The organism is Streptomyces sp. NBC_00887 (assembly GCF_045207585.1).
Map to the genome: position 1 here is coordinate 3,813,118 of NZ_CP108788.1, position 22,705 is coordinate 3,835,822.

Annotated in this window: 16 protein-coding genes and 1 pseudogene; 10 read left to right on the forward strand and 7 right to left on the reverse strand. The window is 68.1% G+C overall.

Going from position 1 to position 22,705, the window contains the following annotated elements; all coding sequences use genetic code 11:
• Positions 1 to 193: 193 nt before the first annotated feature.
• From OG844_RS17380 to ngcE, 3 genes are read right to left on the reverse strand one after another with little or no spacing between them, the layout of a single operon-like run.
• Complete coding sequence (locus OG844_RS17380) at positions 194 to 1,066, reverse strand: carbohydrate ABC transporter permease (RefSeq protein WP_406391299.1); 873 nt, start codon at positions 1,064 to 1,066, stop codon at positions 194 to 196.
• Positions 1,063 to 2,118 carry a carbohydrate ABC transporter permease gene (locus OG844_RS17385; RefSeq protein ID WP_406391301.1) on the reverse strand — a complete coding sequence of 352 codons (1,056 nt, stop codon included), beginning with the start codon at positions 2,116 to 2,118 and terminating at the stop codon, positions 1,063 to 1,065. Before OG844_RS17385 ends, OG844_RS17380 begins: the two co-directional genes overlap by 4 nt.
• A 7-nt stretch (positions 2,119 to 2,125) precedes the next feature.
• Complete coding sequence (gene ngcE / locus OG844_RS17390) at positions 2,126 to 3,532, reverse strand: N-acetylglucosamine/diacetylchitobiose ABC transporter substrate-binding protein (protein WP_406391303.1); 1,407 nt, start codon at positions 3,530 to 3,532, stop codon at positions 2,126 to 2,128.
• Between the two features lie 788 nt (positions 3,533 to 4,320).
• On the opposite strand from ngcE, the gene OG844_RS17395 reads away from it, so the two are divergent.
• Together OG844_RS17395 and OG844_RS17400 are read left to right on the forward strand one after the other, a co-directional pair.
• On the forward strand, positions 4,321 to 8,175 hold the full coding sequence (locus OG844_RS17395; protein ID WP_406391305.1) for a GH92 family glycosyl hydrolase: 3,855 nt from the start codon (positions 4,321 to 4,323) through the stop codon (positions 8,173 to 8,175).
• Between the two features lie 86 nt (positions 8,176 to 8,261).
• Positions 8,262 to 8,363 (forward strand): annotated as a pseudogene (locus OG844_RS17400) (class F sortase); the annotation flags it as partial.
• Here OG844_RS17400 and OG844_RS17405 read toward each other — a convergent pair.
• A complete protein-coding gene (locus OG844_RS17405; protein ID WP_406391306.1) occupies positions 8,345 to 10,042 on the reverse strand; it encodes an LCP family protein in 1,698 nt (565 codons plus the stop codon). The pseudogene OG844_RS17400 and the gene OG844_RS17405 sit on opposite strands and share 19 nt — an antisense overlap.
• Positions 10,043 to 10,242: 200 nt before the next feature.
• On the opposite strand from OG844_RS17405, the gene OG844_RS17410 reads away from it, so the two are divergent.
• The gene (locus OG844_RS17410) at positions 10,243 to 11,088 is read left to right on the forward strand and encodes a Scr1 family TA system antitoxin-like transcriptional regulator (RefSeq protein WP_406391308.1); all 846 of its coding nucleotides are present in this window, start codon (positions 10,243 to 10,245) and stop codon (positions 11,086 to 11,088) included.
• Positions 11,072 to 11,278 (forward strand): DUF397 domain-containing protein, encoded by a 207-nt coding sequence (locus OG844_RS17415; protein ID WP_406391310.1) that lies wholly within the window; start codon positions 11,072 to 11,074, stop codon positions 11,276 to 11,278. The genes OG844_RS17410 and OG844_RS17415 overlap by 17 nt, the downstream gene beginning before the upstream one ends.
• Here OG844_RS17415 and OG844_RS17420 read toward each other — a convergent pair.
• Entirely contained in the window at positions 11,259 to 12,527 is a 1,269-nt protein-coding gene (locus tag OG844_RS17420) for an MFS transporter (protein WP_406391311.1), read from the reverse strand. The two genes, OG844_RS17415 and OG844_RS17420, sit on opposite strands and share 20 nt — an antisense overlap.
• A 133-nt stretch (positions 12,528 to 12,660) precedes the next feature.
• Between OG844_RS17420 and OG844_RS17425 the strand changes: the two genes are divergently transcribed.
• Positions 12,661 to 13,596: a LysR family transcriptional regulator gene (locus OG844_RS17425; RefSeq protein ID WP_406391313.1), complete on the forward strand. Its 936-nt coding sequence runs from the start codon at positions 12,661 to 12,663 to the stop codon at positions 13,594 to 13,596.
• 16 nt (positions 13,597 to 13,612) lie between these two features.
• On the opposite strand, the gene OG844_RS17430 is transcribed toward OG844_RS17425, so the two are convergent.
• Together OG844_RS17430 and yicI are read right to left on the reverse strand one after the other, a co-directional pair.
• Positions 13,613 to 14,239, reverse strand: a complete 627-nt coding sequence (locus OG844_RS17430) for a histidine phosphatase family protein (RefSeq protein WP_329206377.1) — start codon at positions 14,237 to 14,239, stop codon at positions 13,613 to 13,615.
• A gap of 54 nt (positions 14,240 to 14,293) precedes the next feature.
• The gene (gene yicI, locus OG844_RS17435) at positions 14,294 to 16,522 is read right to left on the reverse strand and encodes an alpha-xylosidase (protein ID WP_406391315.1); all 2,229 of its coding nucleotides are present in this window, start codon (positions 16,520 to 16,522) and stop codon (positions 14,294 to 14,296) included.
• Positions 16,523 to 16,846: 324 nt separating this feature from the next.
• Between yicI and xylA the strand changes: the two genes are divergently transcribed.
• The 5 genes from xylA (at position 16,847) to OG844_RS17460 (ending at position 22,639) form a co-directional block, all read left to right on the forward strand.
• On the forward strand, positions 16,847 to 18,016 hold the full coding sequence (gene xylA, locus OG844_RS17440; RefSeq protein WP_406391316.1) for a xylose isomerase: 1,170 nt from the start codon (positions 16,847 to 16,849) through the stop codon (positions 18,014 to 18,016).
• A gap of 138 nt (positions 18,017 to 18,154) precedes the next feature.
• Positions 18,155 to 19,417 carry an ABC transporter substrate-binding protein gene (locus tag OG844_RS17445; RefSeq protein ID WP_406391318.1) on the forward strand — a complete coding sequence of 421 codons (1,263 nt, stop codon included), beginning with the start codon at positions 18,155 to 18,157 and terminating at the stop codon, positions 19,415 to 19,417.
• 11 nt (positions 19,418 to 19,428) lie between these two features.
• Complete coding sequence (locus OG844_RS17450) at positions 19,429 to 20,391, forward strand: carbohydrate ABC transporter permease (protein ID WP_406391319.1); 963 nt, start codon at positions 19,429 to 19,431, stop codon at positions 20,389 to 20,391.
• A 5-nt stretch (positions 20,392 to 20,396) separates the two neighbouring features.
• A complete protein-coding gene (locus tag OG844_RS17455; RefSeq protein ID WP_406391320.1) occupies positions 20,397 to 21,251 on the forward strand; it encodes a carbohydrate ABC transporter permease in 855 nt (284 codons plus the stop codon).
• Between the two features lie 8 nt (positions 21,252 to 21,259).
• Positions 21,260 to 22,639 carry a GH1 family beta-glucosidase gene (locus tag OG844_RS17460; RefSeq protein WP_406391321.1) on the forward strand — a complete coding sequence of 460 codons (1,380 nt, stop codon included), beginning with the start codon at positions 21,260 to 21,262 and terminating at the stop codon, positions 22,637 to 22,639.
• Positions 22,640 to 22,705: the final 66 nt, after the last annotated feature.

Consider the following 22,705-nt stretch of genomic DNA (forward strand, 5'->3'; position numbering starts at 1 on the left):
CGCTGAGGATACCTATGCCGTCAACCCCTTGACGGAAATCTGCTCCTGCCCCTTACACAGGGGTCGGGCCCCGGAGAGTTGTCTCTCCGGGGCCCGATCCCTGTGCGCAACGGGTGAAGCAGCGGTTACGTGATGGCGCCGGCCGGCGGACCGACGAAGCGACCCGGCCGGCCGTACGGCGCGACGGTGGGCGTCAGCGGAAGGTGCCCTGTGACACCGAACCGGCAATCCGGCGCTGGAAGATGACGTACACGACCAGTACAGGCACCACCGTGACCACGATCGCCGCGAACAGCGCACCGTAGTCGACGTCGTAGACCTGCGAGGACGCGTACGCGGCCATCCCCTGGGTCAGGACCCACATGTCCTGGTCGGTGTTGAGCGCCACCGGCAGCAGGAACTGGTTCCACAGCCCCAGGAAGTTGAAGATCGCCACCGCGGACATGCCCGGACTGGCCATCGGCAGCATGACCTGGAAGAACGCCCGCCAGTCACCGGCACCGTCGATCAAGGCGGCCTCGTAGACGTCATGCGGCAGTGACCGGAAGAACGAATAGAGGAAGAACATCGTGAACGGCAGCGCGAACGCGACGTAGGTGAGGATCAGTCCCAGACGCGTGTTCAGCAACCCGAAGTTCTGCAACTGGAAGAACAGCGGCACGATCGCCAGGAAGACCGGGAACGTCAGTCCGGCCAGCATCGTGTAGTAGATCAGCCGGCGCCCGGGGAACTGGAACCTGGCCAGGATGTAGGCGCACATCGCACCCAGCAACATCACCAGGAACAACGCAGAGACAACGACGATCACCGAATTCAGGAAGTACTTCCCGATGTTCGCGTCGGTCCACGCGTTCGCGTAGTTCTCGACCCTCCAGTGGTCCGGGAGCGAGAACGGCGACGACAGGATCTCGCCGGTCGACTTGAACGACGACATCAGTACCCACAGCATGGGCACGATCACGACCACGGACCATATGACCAGCAAGACGTGCGAGATCGTGGCGAACCTGCGGTCGCTGCTTGCGGTGACTCTGACCAGTTTCCGGTCGGCGGCTATGGCGCTCACTGAGCACCTCCCTTGGCTCCAGCACGCCGAGCCTTGAACCCACGCGCATTCTCTTTGCCCTCGCCACCGCCGGTCAGGCGGAAGACGGTGAACACCAGCGCCGCGAACACCAGGGTGACGACGGCGAGGACGACACCCATCGCGGTGGCGTATCCGAACTGCTGCTTCGCGAAGGCGACGTTGAACAGCCGCTGGCTGATCGTCAGGGTCGAGTTGGCCGGCCCGCCGTTCGGCAACAGTGCCTGTACGTAGACGAACGCGTCCAGCGCGGCGATGCCGAGATAGATGTACGCCGTCTGCACACTGTCCCGGATCGCCGGCAGGGTGATCGAGATCGTGGTCCGGAACCGTCCGGCCCCGTCGATCCTGGCCGCCTCGTACAGCTCGGCGGGAACTCCCTTGATCGCGGCGATGAAGAGCACCGCGTAGAACCCGACGAGTCCCCAGACGAAGACGAACATCAGGGACGGCATGGCGGTCGAGACCTCGCCCAGCCAGGCGAACGCCACGAAGCCGTCAAGACCGATCTTGGTGAGGAAGCCGTTGACCAGGCCGGCGTTCGGGTCGAACATCTGCGCCCAGATCAGGCCGACGATGATCGCCGGCACGACGTAGGGGAAGAACGAGATGATCCGGTAGAACGACGCGCCCCGGATCCCCCGGACGGGGCCCTTGCTGGGCCCGCCCAGCGTGATGGCCACCGCGACCCCGAGGGCGAGCGTCAACGTCACCAGCGGTACGACGGCCGCCAGCAGCACCACGTTGCGCAACGCCTTCAGGAAGATGTCGTCCTCGAACATCTTGATGAAGTTGTCCAGCCCGACGAAGTTGTAGTCCGGGCTGAAGCCGCGCCAGTCCGTCATCGCCCAATAGATCGCCTGGACGAACGGCATCAGGACGAAGAGGATGAAGACGGTCAGCGGGATACCGAGGAACGCGAGGAAGAACGTCACCCGGTCGAAGGTGAGTTTGCGGCGCCCGGGACGCCCGCCGCGAGCGGCCGACTTGAGCCGGCCGCTCGTGGGTTCGGATTTGGTGATCGTGTCACTCATCGCGCTACTAGCTGACCTTGATCTTCTCGATGGAGGCGTCTTCCCGGATCTTGTCGGAGATCTTCTGCAGAGCCGAGGTCAGACCCTTGCCGTCGATGTCGCCGGCGAGGAACGAGTTCCACGGCACCAGCTGGTCGGTGTTCATGCCGTAGGCCTCGACGAACGTGTAGTTGAAGATGTTCTCGCCCGCGGCCTCGAGCATCTGCGTCTGCGAGACGAGGGCCGTGGAGCCGTAACCGTCGGCGGGCACGGTGCCCTTGACGATCGTCGGGGCCAGCTTCGTCTTGGAGAAGTTGGCGGCCGCCTTCTCGGACAGCATCGCCCGCAGGACCTCCTTGCCGCCGGCCGGGTTCTTGCCCTGCTTGGGAACGATGAACGGCTCGCCCGCGGCCGCACGGAGCGCCTCGTAGGGGATCTTCGGCTTGGCCGTGAGCGTCATCGCCGGAACACCGGTCATCTGGAAGTCGGCCTTGGTGGCGTCCTTCATCTCGTTCTCGATCCAGCCACCGGACGGGTAGAGCAGCGCCTTCTGGTCGTTGCTCCAGATCGCCTGCGCCTTCTGGAACTGGGTGCCGGAGCCGCCGGGGACGAACATCTTCTCCTTGACCATGGTCTCCATGACCTTGATGACGCCCTGGACCGCCGGGTGCGACCAGCAGCCCTTCTCCAGGTTCCCCAGCGCGATCCGGACCTCGTCGCCGCCCTCCTTGATCGCCGAGTCGATCAGGAGCGTCCGGTAGTAGGTCGCCGCTTCCTTGCCGTGGACGAAGAGATACTTGCCCTTCTTCTTCGCCGCCTGGCCGAGGTCGAGCGCCTCGTCCCACGTCTTCGGCGGGGTCCAGCCGTTCGCCTCGAACAGCGTCTTGGAGTACCAGACGCCGTACACCGTCATCACGTAGTTGAGCGCGACGAACTTGTCCTTGAACGTGCCGGGGTCCTTGACGCCGGGGTAGACGATGTCGGCGATCTTCTTGCCCTCGTAGGTGTTGGCCTCGAAGACGTCGTCGAGCTCCTCGAGCTGGTCGAGAATGCCCAGGAAGCCGATCTGGTCCTCACCGGAGTTGTCGATGAGGTCCGGCGGGTTGCCACCGACGAAGCGGGGCTGGAGCTCCGGGCCGATGTCGACGACCGGCTTGACGTCAACCTTGGTGCCGGCGACCTGGGCCCCGACGACCGTGTTGACGAACTCGACGTAGTCGGTGCCGTAGCCGCCGTCGAAGATGGCCGCCTCGACCTTGGAGTTCTTGGCGACGCCGAACGGGTTCTTGGCACCCTTCTCGCCCTTCGGGCCGCCGCCACCGTTGTCGTTGCTGGAGGGAGAGCCACACGCAACCGCGAACGAACCCATGGCTGCCGTCGCGATCGCCCCGCGCAGGAGCGTTCGCCTGTCAAGAGAGCCGGCACGAATGGTCATCTCTGCATCCTCACTGATCGATTGGATCTCTACGGGTTTGCTGCGTGTACGGCTGCCGGGCCGGGTTGGCCCCGTGCTTGCCGCACTTCTCTTTGAGCGCGTCCTGATGTGGGTCTCCGCCTGCGATGTCGGCGGAGATGCACATCGGGTCGTTCAGCCGTCGTCCCGGAGCCGCTCAGCGGCACCGATGGTGATCACCTGAGCGATGTCGGAAAGGCGGTCGCCGTAGCCGCGGCCCGCGCGACAGTCGCGCTCCGCTTGATCAGATCGCAATGGCCTACGCCGGGGGTGGATCCCATGCTCAAGTCCTCGCCTTCTCCAGGACTCAGGCGGTGTACCGGTCACCCGTCGATATCGCCTCAGGCGAAGGGTCCCGCCACCGCAATCAGTTGCGCTTGGGTCATGCGGAATTGCAGTTCTTCCGTGCAGTGCGGGTTTTCGGAGCCGTACGGCGAAGTCGCTGACAGCGGCCCCGCAGACGTCCCCCGTCCCCCTTGCCCGTGACGCACGAACGGCCGTCCAGGTGCCGACAGGTATAGTCCACTTGTCGCCAACTGAGCAAGATCGAATGCAGGTTTGAGCGGCAGTCTTTCCCGAGTTGAGACCTCGCGGACACTTCGGCACCGTGCGCCCTCTCGCCGGAACCCACATTTCCGGATTGCGGCCGATTCGGCAGGGCGACACCTCGCAACACTCTTGACACATCTGGCCACTTGGCTCCCTACTGGTACCCGAGTCCCGTAATGACAACGTTGTCCAAGCGCGCCCCCCGGGAGGATCGGCTCCGTATGCAGCCCCTACGTGGTCTTCAGCAAGGCCCTCGCAAGAGACACAGCACCTCCGCCGCGGTCATCGCGGCCTCTCTCGTCCTTGTGGCGGCAGCCCCTACCGCGGCCTTCGCACAACCGGCCGGACCGTCCCAAAAGCCTTCCGGGGAGCGTTCGTTCAGTTCTTCCTTCGAAGAGGACGAAAAGCAGCCGGACTGGCGCAATACCGTTGAAGAAGGCTCTGACGGAAAGAAGAGGGCATCGGGTATCGATGGCGGATTCTCCGCCGGAATACCGGGCAATGTCACCGATCAGGTCACCGATGTGCGGGCCAGCGGCGAGAACTCCGGGGGCGGCGAGGGGAAGGAGAACCTCGTCGACGTGGAGTCCGCCACCAAGTGGCTGGCTTTCCAGCCGTCCGGATGGGTCGAGTTCGATCTCGTCGAACCCGTCAAGATAGTGACATACGCGCTCACTTCGGCCAACGACCACGACGAGCGCGACCCCAAGGACTGGACCCTGAAGGGTTCCGCGGACGGCAAGACCTGGACGGACCTGGACACCCGGACCGGCCAGACCTTCTCGGAGCGGTTCCAGACGAAGTCGTACGATTTCACGACGGACACGGCCTACAAGCACTTCCGCCTGGACATCACGAAGAACAACGGCGCCGGGGACGCGATCCAGCTCGCCGACGTCCAGTTCTCCGACGGCGACACCTCCCCGCCTGCGCCCGGCGACATGCGCAGCCAGATCGACCGCGGCCCCTCCGGCTCCCCCACCGCCAAGGCGGGTGCGGGATTCACCGGAAAGAAGGCCCTGCGCTACGCCGGCACGCACAAGCCGGACGGCCACGCGTACTCGTACAACAAGATCTTCGACGTCGACACGGCCGTCACCAAGGACACCAAGCTCTCGTACCTGGTCTACCCCCAGATGGGCCAGACGGATCTCAACTACCCGGCCACCCACGTCGCGGTGGACCTCGCCTTCACCGACGGCAGTTACCTGAGCGAGCTGAAGGCCACCGACAGCCACGGCGGGCTGCTGACCCCGCAGGGCCAGGCCGACGCCAAGCGGCTGTACGTGAACCAGTGGAACAAGGTCGCCTCACGCATCGGCACCGTCGCGGCGGGCAAGACCGTCGACCGGATCCTGGTGGCGTACGACTCCCCCAAGGGTCCCGCGAAGTTCCAGGGCTGGCTCGACGACATCAAGATCGCCCCGAAGGCCCCGGAGAAGCGCAAGGCGCACCTCTCGGACTACGCGTCGACGGTGCGCGGCACGAACTCCAGCGGCGGCTTCTCGCGCGGCAACAACTTCCCCGCGACCGCGGTCCCGCATGGCTTCAACTTCTGGACGCCGGTCACCAACGCCGGCTCCACGAGCTGGCTGTACGACTACTCGCGCGGCAACAACGCGGACAACCTGCCGACGCTGCAGGCCTTCAGCGCCAGCCATGAGCCGAGCCCTTGGATGGGCGACCGCCAGACCTTCCAGATGATGCCGTCGGCGGCCTCCGGAACCCCGGACGCCTCCCGTACGGCACGCGGGCTGCCGTTCCGCCACGAGAACGAGACGGCGAACCCCCACTACTACGGGGTGACGTTCGAGAACGGTCTCAAGGCCGAGATGACGCCCACGGACCACGCGGCGCGGATGCGGTTCACCTACCCGTCCGACGACGCCAGCATGGTCTTCGACAACGTCTCCAACGATGGTGGTCTCACCCTCGACGCGAAGACCGGCTCCTTCACCGGCTACTCCGACGTGAAGAGCGGCGGTTCCACCGGGGCCACCCGGCTCTTCGTGTACGGCTCCTTCGACGCACCGGTCACCGACAGCGGCAAGCTGAAGGGCGGCGGCGGTGACGACGTGACCGGATTCTTCCGCTTCGACGCGGGCAAGGACCGCACGGTCAACCTGCGCCTGGCCACCTCGCTGATCAGCGTCGACCAGGCGAAGAAGAACCTCGCCATGGAGCTGCCGGAGAAGACCTCCTTCGACACGGTGCGGAGGAACGCGCAGAAGGCCTGGGACAAGATCCTCGGCAAGGTCGAGGTCGAGGGCGCCGACGCCGACGCCGACCAGCTGACCACGCTCTACTCGAGCCTGTACCGGCTGTACCTCTACCCGAACTCCGGCTTCGAGCAGGTCGACGGGAAGAGCACCTACGCGAGCCCGTTCTCGCCGCAGACCGGCACGGACACCCCGACCCACACCGGTGCGAAGATCGTCAAGGGTGAGGTGTACGTCAACAACGGCTTCTGGGACACCTACCGCACGACCTGGCCCGCCTACTCCTTCCTCACCCCGAAGCAGGCCGGCAAGATGGTCGACGGCTTCGTCCAGCAGTACAAGGACGGCGGCTGGATCTCCCGCTGGTCCTCCCCCGGGTACTCCGACCTGATGACCGGCACGAGCTCGGACGTGGCCTTCGCCGACGCGTACGTCAAGGGCGTGGACTTCGACGCGGAAGCGGCCTACGACGCGGCCGTCAAGAACGCCACCGTGGCCCCGCCGTCCTCCGGTGTCGGCCGCAAGGGCATGAAGACCTCGGTCTTCACCGGATACGCCGACACGGAGACCCACGAGGGCCTCTCCTGGTCGCTGGAGGGCTACCTCAACGACTACGGCATCGCGCAGATGGGCCAGGCCCTCTTCAAGAAGACGAAGAACGAGCGCTACAAGGAGGAGTCCGAGTACTTCCTCAACCGCGCCCAGAACTACGTCAAGCTCTTCGACGACAAGGCCGGCTTCTTCCAGGGCAAGAAGCCGAACGGCGACTGGCGCCTGCCCTCCGACACGTTCGACCCCCGCGTCTGGGGCTACGACTACACGGAGACCAACGGCTGGGGCTACGCCTTCACCGCCCCGCAGGACAGCCGGGGCCTGGCCAACCTGTACGGCGGCCGCGACGGCCTGGCGAAGAAGCTGGACACCTACTTCTCGACCCCCGAGACCGCCGGACCCGAGTTCGTCGGTTCGTACGGCGGCGTCATCCACGAGATGACCGAGGCGCGTGACGTACGGATGGGCCAGTACGGCCACAGCAACCAGGTCGCACACCACGCCACGTACATGTACGACGCGGCCTCGCAGCCCTGGAAGACGCAGGAGAAGGTCCGCGAGGTCCTCGGCCGCCTGTACACGGGCAGCGAGATCGGCCAGGGCTACCACGGCGACGAGGACAACGGCGAGCAGTCGGCCTGGTTCCTCTTCTCCTCGCTCGGCTTCTACCCGCTGGTCATGGGCAGTGGTGAGTACGCGATCGGCTCGCCGCTCTTCACGAAGACCACCGTGCACCTGGAGAACGGCCGCGACCTGGTGGTCAAGGCTCCGAAGAACAGCGCGAAGAACATCTACGTCCAGGGCCTGAAGGTCAACGGAAAGAAGTGGACGTCCACTTCTCTGCCGCACGACCTGCTGGCCAAGGGCGGCGTGCTGGAGTTCGACATGGGCTCCAAGCCCTCGGCGTGGGGCACGGGCAAGGACGCGGCCCCGGTCTCCGTCACCCAGGACGACAAGGTTCCCGCCCCGAAGGGCGACGTGCTCAAGGGCGACGGCGCACTGTACGACAACTCCTCGGCCACCTCGGCCGCGGTCGAGTCGGTGGACCTGCCGGTCGCCTCGGCCACGAAGGCGATCCAGTACACGCTGACGTCCTCCGCGGCGGCGAAGGCCCCGACGGGCTGGGTGCTGCAGGGCTCCTCGGACGGCACCACCTGGAAGGACCTCGACAAGCGGTCCGGCCAGACGTTCACCTGGGACAAGCAGACCCGGGTGTTCTCGGTGCACACGCCGGGCTCGTACACCAAGTACCGGCTGGTGAGCACGGCGGCGGCGACGCTGGCGGAGATCGAGCTGATCTCCTGACCACCTGACCGGAGTTACGGAGCCGGGGGCCGGCCACTCGCACGTGCGGGTGGCCGGCCCCCGGTGCCGTGGTGCCGAACGTCGCGGACGACACGGTGTACGGAGCCACCGGCCGTCCGGAGCTCAGGCTCCTGACGTGCGGCGGACGCTTCGACAGGAAGGGACGCGGCTACGCGCCGCACGCGCTCTCGTCTGCCCGGGACTGCTTGACGTCCACCTTCTTCGGCGGGGCGACCGGCGTTCCGGCCTTCTTGAAGTCCGGCCCGAGGACGAGCGTCATCGGCTCCGCCGCAGCGGCGTCCGTGGTACCGGGCTTCAGCGCCGAGGCGGGCAGGCCCATGAGGTCCGCGAGCTCACGCGCCTGGTCGGCCTGGTTCGGCGCGTACTCCAGTGTCGTCCTGGCCACGTCCTCCGGGGCGTTGCCCCCGTTGCTGGACTTCGTCACGCCCTTGGAATTCTGCAGCCAGCCCAGGACGGCACTCGCCGATCCGCTCGGAGCGCCGCCGTTGAGGAGGTCCACGCGCACGGCCGACGCCTCCGCCCGAGGACCTTCGAGCAGCGCGGCCTGCTTGTCCTGGGCCGCCTTCTGCTCCTTCTTCACGTCGGTGAAGGACACGTCGTTCTGCATCATGCTGAAGACCTTCGGCGCCTCGGCCGGGTCCAGGACGACAGTAATGGGGGTGGGCTCGTCCGGGTTGTCGACCACCGGCACCGTCATCAAGGTGATGTTCTTCAGGTTGATCCTGCCGAGCTCCCTGGCAAGGGTGACGAGCTTGGCGGCGCTGCCTATCCCCTTGTCCACGGTGAGGGCGTTGGTGGCCGCCTCGGCGATGTCGAGCATCTTCGTGGGACTGCCCAGGGTGTCTTCCTTCAGCTGGCGCATCATCGATGCGACGAACTGCTGCTGCATCTCGATCCGGTCCAGGTCGCTCTCGTTCTTCAGACCGTGCCGGTTGCGGAGGAACGACAGCGCGTCCTCGCCCGCGATCCGGCTCTCCCCGGCCGGCAGGTCGAGGTCGGTCCCGCCGTCCACGTCTTTGATGGGCTCCTTCAGACACACCTTGACGCCACCGACGGCAGTGGACACGGCCTTGACCGCGTTGAAGTCGAACATCATGAAGTGGTCGACCTCGAGGTCCGTGATGCCCTCGACCGTACGCATCGTGCAGCCCGGGTCACGGCCGTTGACTCCGAAGGACTCGTTGAACCTGGTGGGAACCGTCGAGCCGGCGATGACCTTGGTGGAGCCGTCGGGCTGTCCGGTATCGCAGTCCGGGATCTTGATCATGAGGTCCCGGGGGATGCTCACCACGGTCGCGTTGGAGCGGTCCTCCGATATGTGGAAGAGGAGGGTCGTGTCGGCGTGGCCGGTGAGGTTGCTCCGGTTGCCGTAGGCCTCGTTGCCCTTGCCCACACGTACATCGTTGCCGATGATCAGGATGTTGACCGGCCCGTCCCCCAGGACGGTGTCGCTCCCCACGTCGCCCACGTCGACGGTGCTGATGTTCCCGTCGAGTCGGTCGTACCAGTAGTACGCGTACGCCGATGTACCTACGAGGACCAGGGTGAGGGCGCCCCCGGTCCACATCAGCACCTTCTTCCTGCCCTGCTGCTTGGGCTTGCGGCGGGGCGACCTGGGCGTGGTGTCCGCAGCGGGCGATTCGCGACGGCTGCGCTGCCGGGGAACCCGGGCGGGTGCGGAATCGGTGGTACTGCCGCGGGAAGCGGAGTCGACGTGGGGGTCGCTGGCGGACTGAGTTGCCCCATGACCGTTCAGGCGCAGTTCGTACGTACCGGTCTCGGGGTTGACCACCCACTGATCCGCGGGATCGACCTCGTCCGCCCCTCCATAGGTCTGCACGCCCATGCTCCCCAGTCCTCCGCCGGGCGCCACCTGCGTCGCCCAACTGTTCGACGCACCATGGTATCGGGGCCGCGTGCCGCTCATGGGCTTCTGCAGCATGTCTGTTAGACGCTCAACGCAACACGGCTTCGGGCCCACCCGTCCGAGTGATCGGGAGCGGATCCACCTACACCGGGGGCGGGGTAACCACTAGGTTCCGCAACATGCCGCAGCCCAAGGAGCTCGACCCGTACGCGAACCCACGCGCCTTCTACGGCGCGGAGTTGCGCCGTCTGCGGGAGGCTGCGGGCCTTTCACAGAACCAGCTGGGCGAGCGGGTGTTCTGCTCCGGCACGTACATCGGCCTGTTCGAAGCAGCGGAACGGCGGCCCCAGTTGGAGCTGTCGCGTGCGCTGGACGAGCTGCTGGGGAGCGGCGAGCATCTGCAGCGGCTGTGCACGCTGGCGCGGAAGTCGAAGGTGGCGGGGTACTTCGCGGACGCGGCGGAGCTCCAGCAGCGCGCCGCGTCTGTCGCGGAGTACTCATCCATGGTGGTTCCGGGGCTACTTCAGACCGAGGCGTACGCGCGAGCCCTCACCCTGGCCGCGCACCCGTTCGCCGCCAAGGACGTCGTCGAGGATCACGTACGTGCCCGGATGGAACGCGGCGGGCTGCTCGACTCACCCACTGCGCCCGTACTTTGGGTGGTGATTCACGAAGCCGCCCTGCTGGTGACCGTGGGCGGGGACGCCGTGATGGCCGAGCAACTCACCTACCTCGCCCAGCAGTCAGCCTCCCGCCCTCGGGTCGTCACTCAGGTGCTGCCGTTCTCCGCCGGGGCTCACCCCTTCCTCGACACGTCGGTGACCTTGATGCACTTCGACGACGCCCCGCCCGCCGTATACACGGAAGGCGCCTACAGCGGCCAACTCATCCAGGATTCACCACTGGTGGACCAATTCTGTTCCGCCTACGATCTGGCCAGGGCTTCCGCGCTGTCCCCGGAGACGTCCCTGTCCCTGATCAAGTCGGCGGCGAAGGGTCATTCGACCGATGCTCACCTCACATGACCTGTGCAGAGCGGTCTGGCGCAAGTCGTCCTACAGCAACGGCGACGGCGGGAACTGCGTCGAAGTGGCCGACGGATTCCCCGGCCTCGTCCCCGTCCGCGACAGCAAGTCCCCCGCCGGCCCCGCACTGGCCTTCACCGCCGCGCACTGGACCCCGTTCGTGGACGCCCTCAGGAACGGCACCCTCTGACAGTGCGGCTCGTCGCTGACTCCGGCTCCGGCTCCGGGAGAGGCGCTGCCTCCCGGCGGGGGAGCAACAGCGGGGTCGCCAGCAGGAGCACGCCGGCAAGGCCGATGGCGGTACGCGGGCCGAGCAGGCCACCCAGTACGCCCCAGACGGCCGTCAGGAGCGCGGTCGAAGCCTTGGTCGTCACCGCCCAGGCCGACAGCGTACGGGCGACCCCGTCGGTCGCGGTGCGCTCGAGGCGGTAGGTGGCGGAGACGGGGTTGAAGACCCCGCAGCAGAGGATGAGCCCGAACTCGACGCCCATGACCAGCAGCAGTCCTCCGGTTCCCGGCCCCAAGAAGGCCAGTCCGATGGGCCAGAACGCGCGCAGCGTCCCCGACAGGACCAGGACCCGGTGCTGCCCGAACCGGGTGACGAGGGGTGGGGCCAGCCGCGAACCGAGCAGCCCGCCGATCGCGGGCAGGGCGAAGGCCAGGCCGTACTGCCACGGCGCGAACCCGAGTCTGCCGAGCATGAGGACGGCCAGCAGCGGCGAGGCGGCCATCACCAGGCCGTTGAACAGGGCGGCGTTGATGAACAGCGGGCGGAGCGTCGCGTCGGCGTGGATGTACCGCCAGCCGTCGAGCAGGTCGCCGGCCCGCATGCGTGCGGCCTCCCGTGGTTCGGGCCGGGGTTCGTGCCCGCCGATCGCGCGGATGCCCAGGGCCGAGAGCAGGTAGCTGACGGCGTCGGCCACCAGTGTCGCCACCGGACCGAGGAGCCCGATCGCGGCGCCCCCCAGCGGCGGTCCGATGATCGTGGTCGTCCATGACGTGGACTCGAATCTGGCGTTGGCCACGAGCAGGTCCTCGGGCGGCAGCAGCGTTTTCAGGTACGCGCCCGAGGCTGCGCGGAAGGTGATGTCGGCCGCCGCGACGACGACCGAGACCAGCAGGAGCTGAAGGAAGGTGAGGACGCCGAGCGCGAACGCTGCGGGGATCGTCAGCAGCGCCGCGAACCGCACCAGGTCCATCGCGATCAGCACCGGCCGCTTCCGGCGGAACTCCACCCACGGGCCGAGCGGGACCGCCGCGACCGCGCCCACCGCGGCGCCGACGGAGGAGAGGGCGGCGACCTCGCCCGGTCCGGCGTGCAGTACCTGGATGGCGATCAGGGGGAACGCGCCGAAGGCGAGCCACGTGCCGAGCGCGCTGGTCCCGTACGCTCCCCAGAGCCATCCGAACCGCCTCCCGAGCCGGTGTCCCCTCCTCATGCCCGAGCCCCTCTCCGCTCATCCGCACAACCGATCCGCGATCGGAAGCATCAAAGCGAGCACGACACCCAGGGATCAAACAACCAAAGGAGCGTCCGTCCACAACCAACGGTTGTGACCGTAGGGTGTCGACGTGGATCTCGACACCGTCCGGACCTTCGTCGCCGCCGCCGAGGCGGGGCAGTTCCAGGAGGCCGCCGCCGAGCTGGCGGTCACCCAGCAGGCCGTCTCCAAGCGCATCGCCGCACTGGAGCGCAGCCTCGGCGTGCGATTGTTCACCCGCACGCCGAGGGGCGCCGAGCTCACCATCGACGGGCAGGCGTTCCTGCCCCACGCGCGCGAACTGCTGCGTGTCGCCGAACGCGCGGTCGCGTCCGTACGCACCGGCCGCCGTCCGCTGCGCGTCGACGTGATCGCCTCACGCGGCGCGGCGTCCGGCCTGATGCGCGGCTTCCACGACGCGTACCCCGGGATCGAGCTCGACGTGGTGTGGCTCTTCGACATCGACACGGCCGTCGCCGCCATCCGGTCCGGCGAGATCGACGCGTCGTTCCGCGCCGTCGCCGTGCCCGGCCGGCCCCTGCCCGAGGACATCGAGTCCGTCCGGGTGCTCGACGAGCCGCTCCAGCTCCTCACCGGCCCCGCACACGCGCTGGCGGGCGCCCGGTCGGTGCCCCTCGCGAAGCTCGCCGGGCACCGGATCTGGATGCCGGGCATCGTCCCCGGTACCGAGTGGGCCGCCTACTACGACGACCTCGTCGCCGAGTTCGGTCTCACGATCGAGGCGACCGGCCCCAACTTCGGCTCCGACGCGCTCCTGGACACCATCGCCGACACCCCGGCCCTGGCCACCTTCATGGGCGGGAAGACCCGTCTGGTCTGGCCCGTCGGCCACGGGCTGCGCCTCATCCCGGTCACCGACCCGACGCCCGTCTACCCGCACTCGCTCCTCTGGCACCGCGACAACCCGCACCCGGCGCTGGCCACCCTGCGCGCCCACCTCGCCACCACGGCGAGGCGCGACGACGAGACCGGGACCTGGGCACCGAGCTGGGTGACTCCGCGCTGACGCCCCAGCCACGCGCTCAGGCGCGCGCCGCCTCGTACAGGCTCTCCGGGAGTGCGAGGTTCAGTGCCGTGACGACCGGCAGGCCGTGTTCCTTGCCGAGGCGGGAGACCGCGCCCGTGGCGAGCTGGAACAGGGCGCCGCTCGCCGGAGTCAGTCGCAGGTAGCGGGCCGTGAGGACCCGCAGGAAGTGGGAGTGCGCGACCAGCGCGATGTCGGCATCGCCCAGGCGTGAGGCGGCTGCCCGTACCTCTGCCAGGATCCGGTCCGCGCGGGCGCCCACCTCTGCCGGGGTCTCGCCCGGGTGTCCTTCGGGGCCGGGTGCGACGCCGTCGGTCCACAGGTTCCAGTCGGGCCGGGTGCGGTGGATCTCGACCGTGGTCACGCCCTCGTACGCCCCGTAGTCCCACTCGTGCAGGTCCGGTGTGACGCGGGGCGTCCGCAGGCCCGCCAGTTCCGCGGTACGCCTGGCCCGGATCAGGGGGCTGACCAGGGTGAGCCCGATGTGCCGGTCGGCCAGGAGGGGGACCAGCGCGCGGGCCTGGCGTTCGCCGAGGTCCGTGAGCGGCAGGTCGGTGTGGCTCGTGTGCTGTCCGGAGCGGGACCATTCCGTCTCGCCGTGCCGGATCAGGATCAGCTCGCCCATGGACTCCACCTTCGCGCCGAGGAGCCGGCCCCGGGCCGGGGCCGGCTCAAAGGATCAGCCTACGACCGTGACCGTGTACGGCTGGTCCGTGTCCGTCACGACCCGGACCTCACCGCCCTTGCGGATCACTTCGTACGTCGCCGCGGGTGCGCCCGTGAGGTCGGGGACCGTGACCGTGCGGGTGAAGTCGCCGGTTCCGGCCGGGGCGAAGACACGGAGCTCCAGGTTGTCGAGCCACTCCCCGTCAGGGCGCGACTCGTCCGCGCCCAGCGCCAGGACCGCACCCGGGCGGACCAGGACCGGCAGGCTGTCGAAGCCGTGGGTCTCCCGGCGCCACCCGGGGCCGGTGACCGTGTCGCCGGTCAGGAGGTGGGTCCAGGTGCCCTCGGGGACGTAGTACTCGACCTGGCCGTCCTCGCTGAAGACGGGCGCGACCAGGAGGTCCGGGCCGAGCAGGTACTGGCGGTCCACGGTGCGGGCGGTCGGGTCGTCGGGGAACTCCAGCAGCATCGGGCGCATCGTCGGGACGCCCGTGCGGTGGGCCTCCACGGCGGCCCCGTACAGGTAGGGCATCAGCCGGTGCTTGAGGCGGGTGAACTGCCGGGCCACGTCGACCGCTTCCTCGCCGAACTCCCACGGCACCCGGTACGAGGAGGAGCCGTGCAGCCGGCTGTGCGAGGAGAGGAGGCCGAAGGCGAGCCAGCGCTTGAAGACCGCCGGGTCGGGGGTGCCCTCGAAGCCGCCGATGTCGTGGCTCCAGAAGCCGAAGCCGGAGAGCGACAGGGAGAGGCCGCCCCGCAGCGACTCGGCCATGGCGCCGAAGGAGGACCAGCAGTCGCCGCCCCAGTGGACCGGGAACTGCTGGCCGCCGGCGGTCGCCGAGCGGGCGAAGAGTACGGCCTCGCCCTGACCGCGCTCCTTCTCCAGGAGTTCGAAGACGGCCTTGTTGTAGAGGTGCGTGTAGTAGTTGTGCATGCGCTCCGGGTCGGAGCCGTCGTGCCAGACGACGTCCGTGGGGATGCGCTCGCCGAAGTCGGTCTTGAAGGCGTCGACGCCCTGGTCGAGGAGTCCCTTGAGCTTGCCCTGGAACCAGGCGGTGGCCTCGGGGTTGGTGAAGTCGACCAGCGCCATGCCGGCCTGCCACTTGTCCCACTGCCAGATGTCGCCGTCGGCGGTCTCGACGAAGTAGCCCTTGCGGGCGCCCTCCTCGTACAGCGCGCCCTTCTGCGCGATGTACGGGTTGATCCAGACGCAGATCCGCAGGCCCTTCTCCTTGAGCCGGGCGATCTGGCCCACCGGGTCGGGGAAGGCTGCCGGGTCCCATGCGAAGTCCGACCACTGGTACTCGCGCATCCAGAAGCAGTCGAAGTGGAAGACGCTGAGCGGGATTCCGCGTTCGGCCATCCCGTCGACGAAGGAGTTGACGGTCTTCTCGTCGTAGGAGGTGGTGAACGACGTGGACAGCCAGAGACCGAACGACCAGGCCGGCGGCAGGGCCGGGCGGCCGGTGAGTGCGGTGTAGCGGGCGAGGACGTCCTTCGGCGTGGGGCCGGCGATGACGAAGTACTCGAGCGTCTGGTCCTCGACGCTGAACTGCACCTGGCCGACGGCCTCGGAACCCACCTCGAAGGAGACCTTGCCGGGGTGGTTGACGAAGACGCCGTAGCCGCGCGAGGAGAGGTAGAACGGGATGTTCTTGTAGGCCTGTTCGCTGCTGGTGCCGCCGTCGGCCTGCCAGATGTCGACGGTCTGACCGTTCTTCACGTACGGCGTGAAGCGCTCACCGAGACCGTGGACGGTCTCACCCACGCCGAGAGCGAGCTGGGCGACCATGTGGTGGCTGCCGTCGGGGAGGGTGGCGAACGCGCTCCCCTTGCGTCCGGCGGAGGTCAGGACCTGCCCGTCGCCGCCGAGGAACTCCAGACCGAAGGCACCTTCGGTGGGCAGCCGCAGCGTGAGGGGGCCGCTGGTCAGCTCGGCGGTGGCACCCAGGTCACGTGCCGTGGCGGCGGACTGCGCGGCGGCGCCCACCAGTTCGAAGTCGGGGCCCTTGCGGCGCCTGCCTGCGTGGTGGGTGAGCCGTACGGCGATGACTCCCTCGGCCGGAGCGTGGGCCTCCACCGTGATCAGCGGGGCGTTGAGAGTGTCACCGCGCCGCTCGACCCGCTTGACGGCCGCGTAGGCGGCGAGGCGGTCGGTGTCGAGGCGGACGTCACGGACTTCGGTGGCGTACGAGGCGTGCACACCGCTGCGCAACTGCCAGAAGCCGTCGGTGAACTTCATGGGGGGGTCCTTAGCCGTTCAGGAAGTACGGAAGTCGGGACGTCAGGGCGTCTGCGGCGAGCGCGCCAACGGGTCCTCTCAATTTTGATCGTACACAAAACAAATGTGCGCACGAGGGCCCGTACGCAACAGGAACACCCGGAATGCCCGAATAACTGGACTACCGACGAAGGCCGCAGATCAGACATGCTGCCACCACGTGACCGATACGTCACGGAAACGGTATGGAAACCAACGGCGGGATGGAGTATTAGTACTGCAAGCAAACAAATAGGTCGGTCGGCTGATCCGCCGCCCGCGCCTTCGTCGACAAGAGGCTGATCAATGTCGGAACGCTTCACCCCCACCGCCGCGGACAGGTTCACCTTCGGTCTCTGGACCGTCGGCTGGCGCGGCAACGACCCGTTCGGCGACGCCACCCGTCCCGCGCTCGACCCGGTCGAGTCGGTCGAGCGCCTGGCCGAGCTCGGCGCCCACGGTGTGACGTTCCACGACGACGACCTCATCCCGTTCGGCTCCTCCGACAGCGAGCGCGACGCCCACATCGCGCGCTTCAAGGAGGCGCTGGAGCGCACCGGGCTCAAGGTCCCGATGGCCACCACCAACCTCTTCACGCACCCCGTGTTCAAGGACGGCGGCTTCACGTCCAACGACCGCGACGTGCGCCGTTACGCGCTGCGCAAGGTCATCCGCAACATCGACCTCGCCGCCGAGCTGGGCGCCGAGACGTACGTCGCCTGGGGCGGCCGCGAGGGCGCGGAGTCCGGCGCCGCCAAGGACGTCCGGGTGGCGCTGGACCGCATGAAGGAGGCCTTCGACCTGCTGGGCGACTACGTCACCGAGCAGGGCTACGACCTCCGCTTCGCGATCGAGCCGAAGCCGAACGAGCCCCGCGGCGACATCCTCCTGCCGACCATCGGGCACGCCCTGGCCTTCATCGAGCGCCTGGAGCGCCCCGAGCTGGTCGGCGTCAACCCGGAGACCGGCCACGAGCAGATGGCCGGCCTCAACTTCCCGCACGGCATCGCCCAGGCCCTGTGGGCGGGCAAGCTCTTCCACATCGACCTCAACGGCCAGTCCGGCATCAAGTACGACCAGGACTTCCGCTTCGGCGCGGGCGACCTGCGCCAGGCGTTCTGGCTCGTCGACCTGCTGGAGAACTCCGACTACGCGGGCCCGCTCCACTTCGACTTCAAGCCGGTGCGCACCGACGGCATCGACGGTGTCTGGGAGTCCGCGAAGAACTGCATGCGCAACTACCTGATCCTCAAGGAGCGCGCCGCGGCCTTCCGCGCCGACCCGGCCGTGCAGGAGGCCCTGACCGCCTCCCGCCTGGACGAGCTGGCCCAGCCGACCGCCGCCGACGGGCTCAAGAGCCTGCTCGCGGACCGCTCCGCGTTCGAGGAGTTCGACGTGGACGCCGCCGCCGAGCGTTCGATGGCCTTCGAGGCCCTCGACCAGCTCGCGATGGAGCACCTGCTCGGCGTCCGCTGACGCACCGGGTGCCCGGCGGTCCGCCGCCGGGCACCCGGCCTTCCGCGTGCGGCCTCGCCGAATCCGCGCACGGTCTTGACGATCAGCCCGTGGGAGCGTTCCCATGGGTCGGCCACCCCCTCATGCAAGGGCACCACCGTGACAGAAATATCCCCGGACGGTACGGACCGACGCCCCAGCCGCCGCACCAGGCGGATCGTCGTCCCCCTCGCCGTCGTCTCCGCGATCCTCACCGGCGCCGTTCTGTCGGGGTGCGGGCAGCAGAGGGACGGCGACGTCTACACCGTCATGAACTCCTCGACCGACGAGTCGTACCACCGCTGGGACGGCGACACCCTCGCGCGCTGCAGCAAGCAGCTCGGGATCACGATCGAGCAGCAGAGCGTGCCGGCCCCGCAGGTGATGACGAAGGCGCTGCGCATGGCCTCGTCGAAGTCGCTGCCGGACGTCCTCCAGCTGGATGCCTCGGAGATGCCGACGTTCGCCGAGGCCGGCGGGCTGATCCCGCTGAAGGATCTCGGACTGACCACGACGGACATCCCCGAGGGGATCGTCGACTTCGGCTCGTTCGACGGGAAGTACTACGGGGCCGCGCGCACCGTGAACACCCTGGCGCTGTTCTACAACAAGGACACCCTCGACAAGGCCGGCCTGAAGGTGCCCACCACCTGGGCCGAGATGCAGTCGACGGCCAAGAAGCTGACCCAGGGCAAGCGTTACGGTCTGGCGCTCAGCGCGGGCGGCGCGGAGGACGGTGTCTTCCAGTTCACCCCGTTCATGTGGTCCAACGGCGGCGACGAGTCGAAGCTCGACACCCCCGAGGTCGCCGGTGCGCTGGACTACTGGAAGGCACTCCTGAAGGACGGCTCGCTCTCCAAGTCGACGGTCAACTGGACCCAGGCCGACGTCAACGACCAGTTCATGGCAGGCAACGCCGCCATGATGATCAACGGCCCGTGGCAGGTCGAGACCCTGAACGCCAAGAAGGGCCTCCACTGGGGCATCGCCGAGATCCCGGTACCCGAGGCGGGCGACGACTCCGTCGGTCCGCTGGGCGGCGGTGTGCTGACCGTGCCCAACACCGGCGACACCGAGCGCGAGAAGACGGCCGCCAAGATCATCGGCTGTATGGCGGGCGAGCAGGAGCAGATCACGTACGCCCTGAACAGCTGGATGGTCCCGGCGAACACCAAGGCCGCCGCGGTCTGGCGTACGAAGGCCCCGGAGCTGGCGGCCCTGGCCGGCCAGGTCTCGACGGCCCGTTCCCGTACCGCCAAGGTCGGCGCGCAATGGTCGTCCGTGTCGCTCGCCCTGCAGAGCGCCTTCCAGTCAGCCCTCACCGGTGAGTCCAGCGAGGCCGCTCTCAAGCGTGCCCAGCAGCAGGTCACGAGCGGGAACTGAGGTAACGAACCATGTCATCCACCACAGCCTCCGCCGCCGCGCCGCACGCCGAGCCGAAAGCCCCGGCGGCCGAGAAGCCCGTGAGCCCGCAGCACGCCAAGCGCCGCAGGCAGCTCTCCCAGTGGGGCTTCATCGCCCCCGCCGTGATCTTCATGGCGCTGTTCTTCGGCTACCCGCTCGTCCGCAACATCGTGATGAGCTTCCAGGACTACTCGCCGTCCACCTTCTTCACCGGTGAGGCGCCGTTCAACGGCACGGACAACTGGAGCAACGTCTTCGACGACGGGCTGTTCGGCAAAGCCCTGTGGCAGACGATCCTCTTCACCGTCGGATCGCTCGTCGGCCAGTTCTGCATCGGTCTCGCCCTCGCGGTCTTCTTCAGCCGCCGCTTCCCGCTGAACGGGGTCCTGCGCTCGCTGATCCTGCTGCCGTGGCTGGTCCCGATGGTCGTCTCCGGCATCGTCTGGCGGCGCATCTTCGACCAGGACACCGGCGTCCTCAACTCCTTCCTGGGCACCATCGGCATCGGCGGCGACACGCCCTGGCTGACCAGCACGAGCATGGCGCTCGTGTCCGTGATCCTGGTGAACATCTGGATCGGCATCCCGTTCAACATGGTGATCCTCTACGGCGGCCTCCAGGAAGTCCCCAAGGAGCTGCACGAGGCGGCCTCGCTCGACGGCGCCTCGGCCTGGCGCACCTTCCGCTCGGTGACGCTGCCGATGCTCAAGCCCGTCATCACGGTGGTGCTGGTGCTCGGCTTCATGTCGACGGTCAAGATCCTCGACCTGGTCCTCGCCCTCACCGACGGCGGCCCCGCCGACTCCACGCAGACGCTCGGCACGCTCACGTACCAGAACTCCTTCGTCCAGATGGACTTCGGGGCCGGCGCCGTGGTCGGCAACATCCTGATCCTGATCTCCGCCGTCTTCGCGGTGTTCTACCTGCGGGTCAACCGCAACGAGGGGAAGTGACCGGCATGGCGACCACCACCCAGATCCCCGCCGCCCCGGCTCCCGCCGTCCACCGGCCCGAGCGCCGCTGGGGTGCGACCGTATTCGGCGTCGTCATCCTCGCCGTCATGCTGTTCCCGCTGTACTGGATGGTCAACACCGCCCTCCAGCCGGACGCGAGCCTGGTCGACGTCGCCCCGGTGCCGACGGGCATCGACTTCTCCGGCTTCACCTCGGCAGTCACCGACCAGGGCGCGAACCTGCTGACCTCGCTGGCCGTGGCACTCGGCGCCGTGGCCATCTGCCTGGCGATCTCCGCGCCGGCGGCGTACGGGCTGGCGCAGTTCAAGCTGCGCGGCAGCAGGACGATCGTCTTCGGCACGCTCATCACCCAGATGGTGCCCGGCATCGTCATCGCCAACGCCCTGTACAGCGCGTACGTGGACCTCGGTCTGGTCAACTCCTACTTCGGCCTGATGCTGGCGGACGCCTCGCTGGGCATCCCGTTCGCGATCGTGCTGATGCGCTCGTTCATGGTGTCCATCCCGCGCGAGGTCGTCGAGGCCGCCGAGGTCGACGGTGCGGGCCGCGTCCGCACGTTCATCCAGGTCGTCCTGCCGATGAGCCGCAACTCCCTGATCACCGCGGGGCTGTTCTCGTTCCTGTACGCGTGGAGCGACTTCATGTTCGCGCTGACGCTGAACACGACGGACGACGTCAAGCCGATCACGCTCGGCATCTACCAGTACATCGGGGCCCACGTCGGCGACTGGGGTTCGGTCATGGCCGCGTCCGTGCTCTCCGCAGTGCCCGCTGCGGTCCTCCTCGTCCTGTCCCAGAAGTACATCGCCGCCGGAATCACCGGCGGCTCGGTCAAGTAAGGGTTCCCATGCATGACTTCCCTGTCTTCCCGCCCGGATTCGTCTTCGGCGCGGCCACGGCCTCGTACCAGATCGAGGGCGCCGTGGAGGAAGACGGCCGCGGCCCGTCCATCTGGGACACCTACAGCCACACGCCCGGCAGGACCGACGGCGGCGACACGGGTGACGTCGCCTGCGACCACTACCACCGCTACCCGCAGGACGTGGCGCTGCTGCGCGAGCTGGGCGTGGACTCGTACCGCTTCTCGATCGCCTGGCCCCGCATCCAGGCCGAGGGCAGCGGGGCGGTCAACCCCAAGGGGCTGGACTTCTACTCCCGGCTCGTCGACTCGCTCCTGGATGCGGGCATCGAGCCGGCCGCCACCCTGTACCACTGGGACCTGCCGCAGGCCTTGGAGGACCGGGGCGGCTGGCGGGTACGGGAGACGGCGGAGCGCTTCGGCGAGTACACCGCGATCATGGCCGAGCACCTGGGCGACCGGGTGCCGCGCTGGATCACCCTCAACGAGCCGTGGTGCAGCGCGTTCCTCGGCTACTCCGTGGGCCGTCACGCGCCGGGCGCGCAGGAAGGGCGCGGGGCCCTGGCCGCCGCGCACCACCTGCTGGTCGGCCACGGCCACGCGATGAACGCGCTGCGTGCCGCGGGCGTCCGCGAGGCGGGCATCACCCTCAACCTGGACCGCAACGTCCCGGCCACCGAGTCGGATGCCGACCTCGCCGCCGTCGTCCGGGCGGACACCCAGCACAACCTGGTGTGGACCGAGCCGCTCCTCGCGGGCCGCTACCCGGCCACCGAGGAGGAGACCTGGGGCGAGCTGATCACCGGTCAGGACTTCCGCCGTGAGGGCGACCTGGAGCTGATCTCCCAGCCGATGGACTTCCTGGGCATCAACTACTACCGGCCGATCGTGATCGCCGCAGCCCCGCACCGCGAGCCGGACCCGGCGCTGCGCGTGGCCACGGACAACCGGTACGCGGAGGGGAGCTACCCGGACGTCCGCAGGACGGCGATGAACTGGCCGGTCGTCCCGGAGTCCTTCACGGACCTGCTGACCGTCCTGAAGCAGACGTACGGTGACGCCCTGCCGCCGGTGCACATCACGGAGAACGGCTCGGCGGAGTTCGACAGCGTCGAGGCGGACGGTTCCATCCATGACACGGACCGGGTGGAGTACCTGCGCGACCACCTGACGGCGCTGCGGGCGGCCATGGACGCCGGCGTCGACGTACAGGGCTACTACGTGTGGTCGTTGCTGGACAACTTCGAGTGGGCGCTGGGCTATGCGAAGCGGTTCGGGATCATCCGCGTCGACTACGACACCCTGGAGCGCACGCCCAAGGACAGCTACCGCTGGTACCAGCAGCTGATCGCGGCGCACAAGGCCTGATCACCCCCTCACACCGGGGGCGTACGCGTGCGGGACGGCGCGTACGCCCCCGGTCGTGTGCGTAGG

Excerpts from the sequence above, each read along its gene's own strand:
- OG844_RS17405 (WP_406391306.1), bottom strand. The coding sequence starts at position 10,042 with ATGGGCGTGCAGACCTATGGAGGGGCGGACGAGGTCGATCCCGCGGAT.
- OG844_RS17395 (WP_406391305.1), top strand. The coding sequence starts at position 4,321 with ATGCAGCCCCTACGTGGTCTTCAGCAAGGCCCTCGCAAGAGACACAGC.
- ngcE (WP_406391303.1), bottom strand. The coding sequence starts at position 3,532 with ATGACCATTCGTGCCGGCTCTCTTGACAGGCGAACGCTCCTGCGCGGG.
- xylA (WP_406391316.1), top strand. The coding sequence starts at position 16,847 with ATGTCGGAACGCTTCACCCCCACCGCCGCGGACAGGTTCACCTTCGGT.
- OG844_RS17455 (WP_406391320.1), top strand. The coding sequence starts at position 20,397 with ATGGCGACCACCACCCAGATCCCCGCCGCCCCGGCTCCCGCCGTCCAC.
- OG844_RS17460 (WP_406391321.1), top strand. The coding sequence starts at position 21,260 with ATGCATGACTTCCCTGTCTTCCCGCCCGGATTCGTCTTCGGCGCGGCC.
- OG844_RS17385 (WP_406391301.1), bottom strand. The coding sequence starts at position 2,118 with ATGAGTGACACGATCACCAAATCCGAACCCACGAGCGGCCGGCTCAAG.
- OG844_RS17410 (WP_406391308.1), top strand. The coding sequence starts at position 10,243 with ATGCCGCAGCCCAAGGAGCTCGACCCGTACGCGAACCCACGCGCCTTC.
- OG844_RS17430 (WP_329206377.1), bottom strand. The coding sequence starts at position 14,239 with ATGGGCGAGCTGATCCTGATCCGGCACGGCGAGACGGAATGGTCCCGC.
- OG844_RS17450 (WP_406391319.1), top strand. The coding sequence starts at position 19,429 with ATGTCATCCACCACAGCCTCCGCCGCCGCGCCGCACGCCGAGCCGAAA.
- OG844_RS17420 (WP_406391311.1), bottom strand. The coding sequence starts at position 12,527 with ATGAGGAGGGGACACCGGCTCGGGAGGCGGTTCGGATGGCTCTGGGGA.
- OG844_RS17415 (WP_406391310.1), top strand. The coding sequence starts at position 11,072 with ATGCTCACCTCACATGACCTGTGCAGAGCGGTCTGGCGCAAGTCGTCC.
- yicI (WP_406391315.1), bottom strand. The coding sequence starts at position 16,522 with ATGAAGTTCACCGACGGCTTCTGGCAGTTGCGCAGCGGTGTGCACGCC.